Source organism: Synechocystis sp. PCC 6714 (genome assembly GCF_000478825.2).
Classification (GTDB): Bacteria; Cyanobacteriota; Cyanobacteriia; order Cyanobacteriales; family Microcystaceae; genus Synechocystis.
Window position 1 is genome coordinate 1298751 of sequence record NZ_CP007542.1, and the last position, 13633, is coordinate 1312383.

The following is a 13633-nucleotide window of genomic DNA, read 5'->3' on the forward strand; positions in this document are numbered from 1 at the left end:
TATTGATTGGGTGCTGGCAATTATGACAATTAAAAATCATTAGCCTAATAACTCCGATAAATCAATAGGTTTGGTTTTCCCCCTGCCATTACGGTGGTGGGGTTTTCTGGCTTCCTCCTTAAGCTTTTCTTCTTGCTTGTGCTGTTCTGCTTCAAAATAAGCCCTTGATAATTCCTGCCAGTCGTCCGGTCTTTCTATCAATAAACATTGGTCAAGAGTGCTGATAATGTTTAAATTTTTATTGTCAATAATGTCTAATCTAGTGAAAGAATTGAAACAATTAAAAATCTGCTTGTCTGCTCCGGTTAAAGCTCCTGAGAAAGTATCAATGGCATAGGCAAACCTCGTCTTGATACCATTGGTTCTAGCTTTGGGATTGTAATACCATTCCTTAAAAGTAGCGGCATCAAAAATGTGTACGTTCTTAAACTTTAGCTCAGGTCTTCTCATCTTCTTGTTCCAAAATGTCATTCCCGAACAATACCAAAAGAACTGGGTTAATAACCTTAACTGCTTGTCGATTTGCTCATCAAATTGGGCACAGTAAATTAAATCAACCCCATCTTTCCTTGATTGAGCAAGATCCGATAATAATTCCTTTGGTGTCTTAGCAAATTCTCTGGCATTAAGAAAAATACCAGCTTCATCTAACAACACAACACTTTCAGGAATCATCAAATCTTGTAAATTTTCTGGGTTGATAATCCAACTAATTCCTCTACCCTTCTCAATTTGCTCCTTTAAAAAAGGAAGCATAGGTTTAAAGGTAAACTTTTTGGGCTTTTTACCAATTGCCTTCTTAAAACTGCTTGATAGAACATAAATTAGTTTGTGTAACTCATATCTAAAGCTCCCTAAAAAACTGTCAAGATAAGCAGGTAAACAAGCATAACGGTAAACCTCCTTAACATTTAAGGCAAAATTAGCAACGATCTGCTTTTCTCGTTTGTCAGCATACATTAGCCCATACTTGAGCTGACTATGGGATTTTCCTGAGCCAATAGCGCCAAAAATACCAATAATTGTCATGTTGCTTTAAAGGGAATTAACTTGTAAATCTTGATTATTAAAGCTAAGCCTCCTAATTCAATAAAAGTGTTTAAAACTGCTCTGATAACTGCCGTTCCCACTAGGGGGACAGCTTCTCCTAAATCGCTGGCAATATTGCTTAACTTAAGGTTTTCAGGGGTTGAGGGTAGAACATTAGCTACGGCATCTACCACAGCATTAATTCCAGCATTGATAGCACCAAAGGGATTGGTTATGACTGCCACTAAAAAACTGTAGGTAGTGGCAAATAGTTCTAGTAGGGCTTGAGGCCAAGGCTTAACAGTGACATTAACGCTGATGTCTTGACCATCATTTTCAATGACTGCGCTAGCATCTGGTGTGGGTGGTGCGTCCTGGGCGCTGGCAACTCCTGTAATTAGCAAAATGATGAAAATAATCACAAAAACTATGATTAGATTCTTTGATAAAACATGAGAGCCACGGCAATTTGTGCCGGAATTTTTACTGCCATGATAATGTCTCTTAGAATACATAATTGTATATTCTCTCCAAAAAATTCATAGGTTGGACAATCACCACCAGAGTTTCCCCCAGTGGTAGAGCCGAGCATATCAAAGGGAAATTTCGTGCTTAACTCATCAATTGCATTAGTTAGAAAAAATGGTTGGTCACTGAAGTCAAATTGGGGTATATCTAAAGTCTCTTCCTCCTGAGCTAATGATGGGAGAGTGATGGTGATAACAATAGTTGCCGCTACTGCTAGAGCTTGAAGAAAAAGTAGATTACTACTGCTATTTCGAGAGGAATTTTTAGGGAAAGAATAGCGTCTCTTAGAAAACATAGCTCTGTGGTTTGTTCAAAAAAAGTGTAGGTTGGGCAATCTGGTAAACCTTCAGGTAATGGGCCTCCGAGCATATCAAAGGGAAACTTATCTTTAAATTTGTTTTGAGCATTGGTAACAAAAAATTGTCCATTGAATTGTGGTGGTGGTGGTGGGTCAAACTTTTGCAGAAAAGTAAAGATTCTTAGGAAAAAAATTTTGGGTTCTTCTGGTTCCTCCGGTGGTTCAGGCTCATCAGGTGGATCTGGTTCCTCTGGATTGTCCGGTGGAGGATCTGGATTATCCGGTGGGGGGTCTGGAGTATCCGGTGGAGGATCTGGAGTATCCGGTGGGGGGTCTGGAGTATCCGGTGGGGGGTCTGGAGTATCCGGTGGGGGTTCTGGAGTGTCCGGTGGAGGATCTGGAGTGTCCGGTGGAGGATCTGGAGTATCTGGTGGAGGATCTGGAGTATCTGGTGGAGGATCTGGATTATCCGGTGGGGGGTCTGGATTATCTGGTGGAGGGTCTGGGTTATCCGGTGGCGGATCTGGTGTTGGGGTTGTAGTCGGTGATGGTCCAGGGCTGGGGGACTCTGAAGGAGAAGGACTGGGAGCTGGGGTTGTAGTCGGTGACGGTGATGGGTCTGGAGACTCCGACGGTGAAGGACTAGGGCTTGGTGTGGTAGTTGGTGATGGTGATGGGCTGGGAGATTCCGTTGGAGAAGGACTGGGAGTTGGTGAAGGTGAAGGATTAGGATCTGGATTGCCAGGGCTGGGCCATGGGTCAGGTTCAGGGTCAGGATTCGGGTCTGGTGATTCTGAAGGTGAAGGACTAGGGCTTGGGGTTGTAGTTGGTGACGGTGATGGACTGGGGGTTGGTGAAGGTGAAGGATTAGGATCTGGATTGCCAGGGCTGGGCCATGGGTCAGGTTCAGGGTCAGGATTCGGGTCTGGGGACTCTGAAGGAGAAGGGCTGGGAGTTGGCGTTGTGGTTGGTGAAGGTGAAGGACTAGGGCTTGGGGTTGTAGTTGGTGACGGTGATGGACTGGGGGTTGGTGAAGGTGAAGGATTAGGATCTGGATTGCCAGGGCTGGGCCATGGGTCAGGTTCAGGGTCAGGATTTGGGTCTGGGGACTCTGATGGAGAGGGACTGGGAGCTGGGGTTGTAGTTGGTGATGGGCCAGGGCTAGGGGACTCTGATGGAGAGGGACTGGGAGCCGGGGTTGTGGTTGGTGTAGACCCAGGACTAGGAGATTGCGTTGGTGTAGGCCCAGGACTGGGGGATTCCGTTGGTGTAGGCCCAGGGCTGGGGGATTCCGTTGGTGTAGGTTCAGGACTGGGGGATTCCGTCGGTGTAGGCTCAGGGCTGGGGGATTCCGTTGGTGTAGGCTCAGGGCTGGGAGATTCCGTTGGTGTAGGCTCAGGGCTGGGAGATTCCGTTGGTGTAGGCTCAGGGCTGGGAGCTGGGGTTGTGGTTGGTGAGGGTTCTGGCTCAGGTTGGGTTTGGGGTCTGCAAGGAAAAGGAACTATGCCAGGTTCACCGGGAAAAACAATAATTCCGGGTGCTCCAGGAAAAGTGCTAGGGGGACAATTTGGTGCTTCTGGTGTGTCGATCGCTGGTGCTATACCTGCCTTAATTAATCCATCTAAAGTAGGAATAAATAGATTATTAATAACAGGAACAGCTTGGGGTAAAGGTGTAGGCTGGGGGATTATGTCATCTAGATTATTCTCGACAAAATCCCTAACGCTATTGAATAGAGAATCAAATAAATCTCCCGTAAATTCTCCAATTGCTTCGATAATGTCATCTACGATTGATTTACCGTCTTGCCTTCTTACCCGTATATTTCTTATTTCTGCTTTTCCTCCCCAGTATCCGTTGTAATAGCATCCCGTGCTTACTTGATCTTTATTTGGCCCTGATTCAACTGTCCATGAGGCAAAATTTTGACTGTAATCATTTTTCCCATTCAATATTAGTTTTCCTACCGGACCATTTATTACTACTTGTGATATTTGCCATCCTCCGCTAACCTCTATCACTCCTACATAAGGGTGCCATAATCTAGTTCTGCATTCTGCGGTGAAAATATAAGTTTTATTTGTTTTGCCCGTCCACTGACTGCAATCAGCATTTAGACAAATAGTAGCTAAGGCATTTCTCAACGGGTCGCCATCTAAATTAACATCTACAGTATTTCTATTAACTAAATCAGCAAGCTTAATTGCACTTCCTGTCACTAAGCCCGTTCTAGTAATTTCCCAACCTAATTGACTTGCACATATAGCATTGGCTACACAAGCATCCAAAGAAGTAACAAAAGCTTCTGCGGGTCGATTACTAACTCCAATAAAGATAGAAATAGTCATTAAAAACAGAACAAAAAAAGAAACAATTCTATTGGTTAGCTTTCGTCTGTTCTTGTATAAACTCTTCTTAAACTTATTAAAAATAATGGGTAACTTATAAAAAGCAGATTTCATAAGCTACCCTCCTAGTAATTTGCTCTGGCTAAAATCAGCAATTAACCTTTGGTTGTCATGCGGTTGACTTGCTTAACAGCAATACGGAAGCCCATAGCAGTCATAACGATTGCGGCCACTCCGGCAGTTACTCCACCAATGGCGCTTACGGTATCAGCTACAGCAGAGGTGTCAGCTTTGGCAACAGTGGGAATGGTCAAGCTGGCTAGAATAGCACTTCCGATTAGGATTTTCTTGTCAAAATCGCTTAATTGAAGTTTGAAAGATTGCATTGGTTTAATCTCCAATAAAGAATAGAGCTTAGCTTTCGGCTAAACAAACCCTCCCAACTACCCACTGTTATTAAATTCTGATTAATTGGCTAAATCTTATAGAAAAAGTAAGCCGCTACAGTAAGGGCTAAAGTAGTGCCAAAAATAACTAAACCTGCGCTAGTTCCCCACTCATAACCAGACTGTAAAGTGCTGTTTATCTGGCTTAAATCAGAATTGGCTAAAATCAACATACTTAACCTCTGGTAAAGGATTTAACAACAAATACAATGACCATAACTCCCATTAAAGCGGTAGCATACTTAGCGCCTTCAGTTAAGATTTTAGCGGCGGTTTCCTGTCCAAAATTACTGGGTAAATTTAGATTGGTAGCGTAATAAAATTGATAAATCATAATCTGTAAATAATTCCAGTAAGAAAAGATAAACTGCCATGGATTACTACAGCCTTAAAAAGACTTATGGCTAAATTCCAGTGTTCAGCTATACATAGAGTGTCAATTGTGGTGTTAGGGTTTCCTGCTCCGGGGTTAGCATTTGGATTTTGTGCTAATAACAAAATTCCGTCAAAAATGTGGCTTATATCCATACGTATTTCCTGATTACGATTACAATCCAAGCGGTGGTGTACATTGATAGAAATGGGGCTGAAAAAGTAGCTTCAATGGCTTGCTGTAGGCTTGTAACTTTTTCGATGTAGTTCGTGCAATCCTGATAATACGCATCGGAACATCCGGTAATGATTAGAGATCCGGTGTATAAGCTTAAGCTTGTCCATAGTGTGCGGTTCCTCATGGGACTAGGCGGCAAGGTCTGCCATGTTTAATTGCTCGATGGGATTCATGTCAGCAATGCGTTCCATTTCTTGTCCTTTGGTATCACGGACAGATTTAAACTCTGCTTCATACCAACCGGGGATAAATTGGAGGTTGTTAAAATTCCAATGTTCAAAAGTTTCCTCAATTGCCAGATAGCCATAAGCTTTCCCCTTTTCGCTTAAAGCTTCCATCTCTCCCATAGGGTCAATTAAATAGGTGACAAGGCCTTTCCATTGCTCCATCTTGACCATCTTTGCTCCAATCAGAAGAATCTCCTCTCGTTCGGGAAACTTGATCTTCTTAAGCAAATTGGCTCTGATGGGGATTAGGTTGTAGCCTTTTTCGCCTAACTTTTTCTTTGGAGTGCGTCGGCGCTCAATTTCATAGATTCCGGGTGCATCTGAGAAATCTTCGATCCTTAAAGCAGAATTTCTGAGGTTAATTCTCATAGGTTGATAACCCTTGATTACCCCGTCGTTAGTTCGTTCAAGATTCATCACTTGGATAAAACCAGACTTGATGGTTTCCCCTTCGATGACATATTCCTCTTGGGAAGCGCCAATAACTAAATATTTGGAAGTACTAAGCATAGGGTTGTTCTCGTTGTTCTTGTAGGTAATTAATCCAAGCTAAATGGTGTTCTTGGAGCCTTTCGCTAGAGCGTTCGGCTATGCGGCTAATACTTTTAGTAAATTCAGTCTGTCCGAGACCGAAATACATAACAGCAAAAGTGGGCCCTGCTTGTCGCTCCAACCAATCCAAGGCTCTTTCTAGGGTGGGTTCGTCTCTGGGCTTTCTGAGCCGGCATTGGCCAATCTCTTTGACAAACTGCTCCCAAAATCGGTATCTCTTATCGTGGTTACTGTTGCTCCCAGGCTTAATAAAATCAAGAGTTCCGGTTAAAAACTTTCCTCCTGCTCGAATATCTCTTTTTTCGATAATCTCATCGGCACAAAATTCCGCATAATCTCCACGCAGTAATAATTCCCAACGGTCGGCGGGGATACCGTGCATAAATTCAGCGTTGTAGAATTTGACGATCTTTTCAGAGCTACCAAAAATACAAGTCCCTATTGGTTCCTCTCCCTTGACTGCCTTAGACTCGATAAATTTAAAACTATCTAAGCCTTTGTAGTGCTTCTTTTCTGCTAGGGCTTGTATCTTTTTTTGGCTGATGCGCCGCTTTTCGTCATCAATGGCAATGTCAATGCGGGTAAGCTTTTTAAGCCTCTCTTTGATAAGCTCTAAGCTCTTTAACTGATCCGTAAACTCCCAGCAAATAGTACCGGGAAACTGTAAATGGCAGTCGATGTAATCATCATGGACGGTAAAGCCTCCCCATAATCCCTTAACTGAGCGAATACGGTTGTTAAACTTTCTGCCAATAGTCACTCCTTCCTGGTCAAAAAAACATTTGTCCCCTGTGACCATGCCCGCTTGTACTTCCTCCAAAAAGCTCTCCAACTGGCGAAACTCTGAAAAACGGGCCATGCCTTGCAGGTAGTCAATGCCAATGCTGAGGTGCTTAGGGGCCATAACTGGGTAAAAGAGAATAAACCAATAAAAAATTTCACGGGCGTGCTAACAGCCCTCTAGAAATACCGGGATTCAATGCCAGCCACAGTAAAAAAAAAGTCCCATCGCCGCAATAGGACAAATGAAACTGGATAACTAAGCCTTATAACCTGACTGCTAATGCCGAGACCAACAGCGTTAGCGCCCGATTTAAGCCTGTTTAAGTAACTTTCTGTCGTTCTCTTTATTTCCCCCCCAATCTTCTCGATAGCTCCCGCACCCGTGTAATTAAATCATTTGTCTTAGTCATCTGATTATTTAAATCTTCTACTGATTTTTCTAACTCTGTCGCTAATTCTGCTAAGTCCTTAGCGGCTATGGCTAGTGTTACTGTACTGGAATTGATTAATGTCTCTAAATAGGTACTGTGCTTCATATCTGCGGCGTGGGCTCCGATGCGGATCATCTCAACGGTGCTGGGCTTGAGACTAAACCCTTTGACGATGCGGGTTTCACCACTACCTAACTTTCTACCTCTTTTAGCCATAGTTTTTTCCTTTTTGTAAAGAAATGTAAAACTTCTGTAAATTCTTTATAAAAATTTGACAAGTAGTTTTTTTTTTTTATAATACACCACGTCGAACATAGCATAAATTTTTGCCCTTTGCCTAGGTCTTACCTATGTCTCCTCCTGATATAGATTCCTCTACCCACTACTTCTGCTCTTGTGGTGCTCGTCTTGGGTCTCCAGACTTTGATGGGCTATGGTCTGCGGAGCATAATACTTTGTGTCCTTGGGTTCGAGACCATGCTTCTAGGATTGTTAATGCTTTAGAGATTGATGATCCTATTCATATTGATCAGGTTCTTAGTGATGTTATTGCTAATTCTCCTTCTTATATTTCTCATGTTTCTCCTCTTCGTAGTAAAGATATAGAATCTCTTCTTTTTTTTATTTTTATGTAGATAGTTAATCCTTCCCTACTGACCTCTGAGCTTAGGTTGAGGGGTCACTAGGGACGGAGTAGCTTCCCGTCTCATCGGTTAGTTAGCTAATAGAATGATTTACAAGAAAGTTGCTTTATTGCCTCGCCCCTTTATGTCGGACTATTAACTAGCTAGCTACCCAATAAGCTTAAGAGTAAACTGTCTTGTATTTATAGGTTTCTGGCTTCTATTGGGATTAATTTAAAGCTAACTTTCTCTTTCCTATTGGAGACAATTTAATAATGAGAATTGCAGGTCTTGACATTTGTAAAGGCTACGCTGTGGCATGGATTCTTGATGAGCTTCCTGCTGATCCTAAGCAAGTTTGGAAACACGGCTTTAGGTCACGGTTCAAAAAGCCATCTGATGATCCTTATACCTTCTGGTTTTGCCATGATGTTTATCGCACTCAAGATGGTGAAAGGGTTTTAGATGTGCGGGGTATTGATACTTTCCTCAGTTGGGAGGTTGATGCTATTGCCTTAGAACCTACGGGCCTTCATTACTCAATGTTCATTTCTAAGGTTTGTGAATCTCACGGTATTAAGGTTTTCTGGGTGAATCACCATAGCTGTAGAAACTGGCGACAAACCCACGGACTACCAGATAAGAATGATATTGCTGATGCTTATGCGCTCTGTGCTTATACTCAAACCTTTAAAGATTACTGGCGCTATTTCATCCGTTTTGAGAATGGGTCAATTGCTAAAATTCGGGACTTATATCACTTAAGAAAATTTTGTATAAAGATGTCTGTTAAGGCTTCTAATCGGGCCCAGCATCATCTAGCCTTTGATTTCCCTGAGTCTGCTTCTCTCTACTCCGATCCTGTTGGTAAAGCTTCTGATGGTCGTAGGCCATTGCTTTCTGTAGTTGCTGGTCATGAGCGGGGTACTCGTAGGTCTCCTTGGGTCAATCGTCTTAATAATTCCATTGCTAGGGAATATGGCATAGAGCTTTCAGATCCTTCTATTTATCTTGCTGGTTTGACTGATGACTTTGATTTAAAGGTCAATGAAATTAACAGCAGGCTCTCTGAGCTGGTTTATTCTCCCCAGTTTGCGGGTTATAACTTTGTCTTTGATCGATTTAATTTTGGTGTTCCTTTGCGGGGTCTACTTCTTACTCTTATTTATCCCTTCTCTGAGCGTTTTACTGGTTCTTCTCTTCCTGCGTTTAAACGTCGTATAGGGTTGGCAAGGGTAGAAACGCAGTCAGGGACTAGCATCAAAGGTTCTAAGACTGGTTCTAGTTCTTCTATTTGTCGGGCTGAGTTCTATTGCTGGGTTAGTTCCCAGTTCAAGCTTGGTGCTAAGACTCAATACTCTGAACAGTTGCAAAGGATTAAGGACTATCACGATGAGAAAACCGCTCAGCTAAAGGCAGATCCTGAAAAGTTGGCTTTGCAGGCGGCCGCTAAATACCAAGCTCGTTTACGGTCTGAGATGTTTAACTCTCTCTCGTCTTCTGGTCTGATGACGGTTAATCAGGTTAAAGCTCTGCTCTCGGAAATTGACTGGTCTGCTAAGGTGCCTGCTGGTATGGCTAAAAATAATCTAGTAGGTAACTTGGTCATTAACAAGACTGGAGGCTACGCAGCTAAGCTTCTCTACCGTGCTCTAGATGAAGTTAGGGAGACTCTCGATATTACTGATTAATTCTGGCTTATAGGGGTCTTTTCTTAAGATCCCTTATTTAGTCTGTAAATTAGTGGATTAGAGTAAAGGGGCTTTGGGGCCTAGCTTAATCAAACTGATTTTTAGATTCAAGCATTTTCCCTAATTTTTCTGGGCAAAGGGTTCAACCTCTGTGGTCTGGGACAAAAATACTTTTAGTAAACCAGATTTCCTAGTTAGTAAAGGGTAAACCCCACTGATTAATCGGGAAAACCCGCCTTACTGACCATGGAGTTATGCTCCTAGAATTATGGTTGTAGCCCTCACACAGCTAATCTACACTCGATATAGAAAATTTTATGCAACCTACAGACCCTAACAAATTTACGGAAAAAGCCTGGGAGGCGATCGCCAAAACACCGGAGATAGCCAAGCAGTATCGGCAACAGCAAATTGAAACAGAACATTTACTCAAAGCTTTGTTGGAGCAGAATGGCCTGGCCAGTAGTATTTTCAATAAGGCGGGGGTGAGTGTGCCCCGGGTGCTCGACCAGGTGGATAATTTCATTGATCAACAGCCAAAATTAAGCAATCCCACCGAATCTATTTACCTAGGCCGTAGTCTCGATAAATTATTAGATAATGCCGAAAAAGCCCGCTCCAAGTATGGGGATGATTTCATTTCCATTGAACATTTAATGACCTCCTACAGCCAGGATGATCGTTTTGGCAAAAATTTATATCGGGACCTTGGCTTAAGCGATAGCAAACTAACAGATATTATTAAACAAATTAGGGGAACTCAAAAAGTGACTGATCAAAATCCAGAAGGTAAATACGAATCCCTCGAAAAATATGGACGAGACTTAACTGAATTGGCCCGGGAGGGTAAGCTAGATCCCGTCATTGGCCGGGACGAAGAAGTACGCCGTACCATCCAGATCCTTTCCCGTCGGACTAAAAATAACCCTGTATTAATTGGGGAACCAGGGGTCGGTAAAACGGCGATCGCCGAAGGCTTGGCCCAAAGAATTATTAACCATGATGTACCGGAATCGTTGCGAGACCGGAAACTAATTTCCCTCGACATGGGAGCATTAATTGCCGGAGCCAAATACCGGGGAGAATTTGAAGAAAGACTGAAAGCGGTACTTAAGGAAGTTACCGACAGCCAAGGGCAAATTATTCTCTTTATTGACGAAATTCATACCGTTGTCGGCGCTGGAGCAACCCAAGGGGCCATGGATGCGGGCAACTTATTAAAACCGATGTTGGCCAGGGGAGCTTTGCGTTGTATTGGGGCCACAACTTTGGATGAATATCGCAAATATATCGAAAAAGACGCAGCATTAGAAAGACGTTTCCAAGAAGTTTTAGTGGACGAACCCAATGTGTTGGATACCATTTCTATTCTGCGGGGATTAAAAGAACGTTATGAAGTACATCATGGGGTAAAAATTGCCGATAGCGCCCTCGTGGCGGCGGCCATGTTGTCCAATCGCTATATCAGTGACCGCTTTTTACCGGATAAGGCCATCGACCTAGTGGATGAAGCAGCGGCCAAACTAAAAATGGAAATTACCTCCAAACCGGAAGAATTAGATGAAGTAGACCGCAAAATTCTTCAACTAGAAATGGAGCGGTTATCTTTACAGCGGGAAAATGATCCTGCTTCCAAAGAGCGGCTAGAAAAATTGGAAAAAGAGTTGGCTGATTTTAAAGAAGAACAGTCTAAACTTAATGGCCAATGGCAATCGGAAAAAACAGTTATTGATCAAATTCGTACTGTTAAGGAAACCATTGACCAAGTTAACTTAGAAATCCAGCAAGCCCAACGGGATTACGATTACAATAAAGCGGCGGAGTTACAGTATGGCAAGTTAACTGATTTACAACGGCAAGTGCAAGCCTTGGAAACCCAATTGGCAGAGCAACAAACCTCTGGAAAATCTCTGTTACGGGAAGAGGTTTTAGAGTCTGATATTGCTGAAATTATCTCGAAATGGACTGGTATTCCCATCAGTAAATTGGTGGAATCGGAAAAGGAAAAACTACTTCATTTGGAAGATGAACTACACGGCCGAGTAATTGGCCAAGATGAAGCGGTAACTGCTGTCGCAGAAGCTATTCAACGTTCCCGAGCTGGTCTTTCCGATCCCAATCGTCCTACGGCTAGCTTTATTTTCCTGGGCCCCACCGGGGTAGGGAAAACTGAGTTGGCTAAGGCTTTGGCGAAAAATTTATTCGATACCGAAGAAGCCCTGGTGCGAATCGATATGTCGGAATACATGGAAAAACACGCCGTTTCCCGTTTAATGGGGGCCCCTCCGGGTTATGTGGGCTATGAAGAAGGGGGACAATTGACGGAAGCTATTCGCCGCCGGCCCTACTCTGTCATTCTCTTTGATGAGATTGAAAAAGCCCATGGGGATGTGTTTAATGTCATGCTACAAATTCTGGATGATGGTCGTTTAACCGATGCCCAGGGCCATGTGGTGGACTTCAAAAATACGATTATTATTATGACCAGTAACCTGGGCTCCCAATATATTCTAGATGTGGCGGGTGATGATAGTCGCTATGAAGAAATGCGGAGCCGAGTTATGGATGTAATGCGGGAAAATTTCCGCCCAGAATTCCTTAATCGGGTGGATGAAACGATTATTTTCCATGGCTTACAACAATCCGAATTACGATCCATTGTTCAAATTCAAATTCAATCTTTGGCTTCCCGTTTAGAGGAACAAAAATTAACTTTGAAGTTGACGGATAAAGCCCTGGATTTCCTAGCCGCCGTGGGCTATGACCCCGTTTATGGAGCCCGACCTTTAAAACGAGCAGTCCAAAAATATCTAGAAACGGCGATCGCCAAAGGTATTTTACGGGGGGACTATAAACCCGGCGAAACCATTGTGGTGGATGAAACCGACGAACGACTGAATTTTCAAAGTTTAAAGGGGGATTTAGTCGCCGTTTAGGGATTTCTGTTCCGTCAATTCGGGGAGATTGAAGCTAATCTCCCGACGCAAGACCACACGTGCTAGGAGTTGTGGTTCTAACTACCACTTGTTGGTGCCCCGTACTCCTCAACAAGCTGGTCACGGCTATTTCTGCCTGCTCGTTGGCTTGGTCCAGAATGCCTTGCTCACAGGCCGCTGCTGTGATTTTACTGAGGGTCTCTCGTTGGGCCAGGCTTTGTAACTCCGGTGCAGTGTCGGGTCCTAAATTTAAAAATCCCCGGTCGTATTGGTAAATGCGAGAACGAGCTACGTCAACCTTCTGGTCTAAAATTTTGGGCGCAGGTAGGGTGACAATCAATTCTTCTCCCCTTCGCTCTATGTCCTGTTCATTTAACTGGGCCAGGTCAATGCCCGCTCGCACTTCTCCATAGCCAATATACAGTAAATTTGTCCGGCCTAGGGTGAGAGTACCCCATTGTCGTTCCTGGCTGGTGGGTACCACAGTCTCCATCGCAAAAACGGTGGTGGTTAGCTCGCTCACGGCTCGAATTTGTTGCACCACTAGGGTTGCAAGTTCCATATGGGCTTCACTGTTATTGATGCGGAACCAAGGGGCAATGGACTGTAATCCTTGGCTAATTCCCCCAATGGCGATCGCCATGGCGAATAATAATCCTCCAGTGCCGAGCAATGGGGCTGACTTGAAAATTTTCTGGGGTAACTTTAGTGAAGAACGCACCATGACTGAAAACCTAAAAATTTCGACGGGGGCATCGGTAGCTATGTCATATATTAAGTAAAGGAACTTTTGTTCCGATTTACCCATTTAATGGTCAAAAAGATTGGATGGGTCTGGACAAATCTCCCACCAGAATTGGGCCCAGGGGTTTAGGAACGGCGATCGAATCTCATTACCGGGATGGCAGAGAAGACTAAATTTAGGGCAATTTTAGGGCAGTTTAGGGCTTAGGTCAGTTTCGAAAAATTCCACTGCTAGCGCCCAGAAGCCGAAACCCATGCTGTATATGGTGTTTTGATATGCCAGGAGGCGGACTTGAACCGCCGACACGAGGATTTTCAGAACTCGTACAAGAATTATATCAAACTTTATTCATTAAGGCTTTCAGCGTTTTTAGGCTGAAGGCTTTT

General features: G+C 43.5%; 14 protein-coding genes. 5 read left to right on the forward strand and 9 right to left on the reverse strand.

What is annotated here, in order from left to right; genetic code table 11:
* Positions 1-39 precede the first annotated feature (39 nt).
* The 3 genes from D082_RS05860 to D082_RS05870 are packed head-to-tail and all read right to left on the reverse strand — an operon-like array spanning position 40 to position 1852.
* Positions 40-1029, reverse strand: coding sequence for a hypothetical protein (locus tag D082_RS05860; protein WP_028948782.1), 990 nt, complete (start codon positions 1027-1029; stop codon positions 40-42).
* Positions 1026-1451: a hypothetical protein gene (locus D082_RS05865; protein ID WP_028948783.1), complete on the reverse strand. Its 426-nt coding sequence runs from the start codon at positions 1449-1451 to the stop codon at positions 1026-1028. The genes D082_RS05860 and D082_RS05865 overlap by 4 nt, the downstream gene beginning before the upstream one ends.
* An 11-nt stretch (positions 1452-1462) precedes the next feature.
* Positions 1463-1852: a hypothetical protein gene (locus D082_RS05870; RefSeq protein WP_028948784.1), complete on the reverse strand. Its 390-nt coding sequence runs from the start codon at positions 1850-1852 to the stop codon at positions 1463-1465.
* 220 nt (positions 1853-2072) lie between these two features.
* On the opposite strand from D082_RS05870, the gene D082_RS18530 reads away from it, so the two are divergent.
* Together D082_RS18530 and D082_RS18270 are read left to right on the forward strand one after the other, a co-directional pair.
* Positions 2073-2396, forward strand: coding sequence for a hypothetical protein (locus tag D082_RS18530; RefSeq protein ID WP_028948785.1), 324 nt, complete (start codon positions 2073-2075; stop codon positions 2394-2396).
* Between the two features lie 962 nt (positions 2397-3358).
* The gene (locus D082_RS18270) at positions 3359-3718 is read left to right on the forward strand and encodes a hypothetical protein (RefSeq protein ID WP_158506496.1); all 360 of its coding nucleotides are present in this window, start codon (positions 3359-3361) and stop codon (positions 3716-3718) included.
* Positions 3719-4358: 640 nt separating this feature from the next.
* On the opposite strand, the gene D082_RS05890 is transcribed toward D082_RS18270, so the two are convergent.
* From D082_RS05890 to D082_RS05905, 5 genes are all read right to left on the reverse strand, one after another.
* The gene (locus tag D082_RS05890; protein WP_028948786.1) at positions 4359-4589 is read right to left on the reverse strand and encodes a hypothetical protein; all 231 of its coding nucleotides are present in this window, start codon (positions 4587-4589) and stop codon (positions 4359-4361) included.
* A gap of 89 nt (positions 4590-4678) precedes the next feature.
* Positions 4679-4822, reverse strand: a complete 144-nt coding sequence (locus D082_RS18535) for a hypothetical protein (protein WP_158506497.1) — start codon at positions 4820-4822, stop codon at positions 4679-4681.
* 565 nt (positions 4823-5387) lie between these two features.
* Positions 5388-5855, reverse strand: a complete 468-nt coding sequence (locus D082_RS05895) for a hypothetical protein (RefSeq protein WP_158506498.1) — start codon at positions 5853-5855, stop codon at positions 5388-5390.
* A gap of 133 nt (positions 5856-5988) precedes the next feature.
* Positions 5989-6942 (reverse strand): replication initiation factor domain-containing protein, encoded by a 954-nt coding sequence (locus D082_RS05900; protein ID WP_028948788.1) that lies wholly within the window; start codon positions 6940-6942, stop codon positions 5989-5991.
* 223 nt (positions 6943-7165) lie between these two features.
* Positions 7166-7468, reverse strand: a complete 303-nt coding sequence (locus tag D082_RS05905) for a hypothetical protein (RefSeq protein WP_028948789.1) — start codon at positions 7466-7468, stop codon at positions 7166-7168.
* 134 nt (positions 7469-7602) lie between these two features.
* Between D082_RS05905 and D082_RS18275 the strand changes: the two genes are divergently transcribed.
* The 3 genes from D082_RS18275 to clpB all read left to right on the forward strand — a co-directional run bounded on the left by D082_RS18275 (position 7603) and on the right by clpB (position 12502).
* The gene (locus D082_RS18275; RefSeq protein WP_144428717.1) at positions 7603-7887 is read left to right on the forward strand and encodes a hypothetical protein; all 285 of its coding nucleotides are present in this window, start codon (positions 7603-7605) and stop codon (positions 7885-7887) included.
* 263 nt (positions 7888-8150) lie between these two features.
* Positions 8151-9566 carry a transposase gene (locus tag D082_RS05910; protein WP_028948906.1) on the forward strand — a complete coding sequence of 472 codons (1416 nt, stop codon included), beginning with the start codon at positions 8151-8153 and terminating at the stop codon, positions 9564-9566.
* Between the two features lie 317 nt (positions 9567-9883).
* Positions 9884-12502 (forward strand): ATP-dependent chaperone ClpB, encoded by a 2619-nt coding sequence (gene clpB, locus D082_RS05915; RefSeq protein WP_028948905.1) that lies wholly within the window; start codon positions 9884-9886, stop codon positions 12500-12502.
* 34 nt (positions 12503-12536) lie between these two features.
* On the opposite strand, the gene D082_RS05920 is transcribed toward clpB, so the two are convergent.
* The gene (locus D082_RS05920) at positions 12537-13226 is read right to left on the reverse strand and encodes a DUF4230 domain-containing protein (RefSeq protein ID WP_028948904.1); all 690 of its coding nucleotides are present in this window, start codon (positions 13224-13226) and stop codon (positions 12537-12539) included.
* Between the last annotated feature and the right edge of the window lie 407 nt (positions 13227-13633).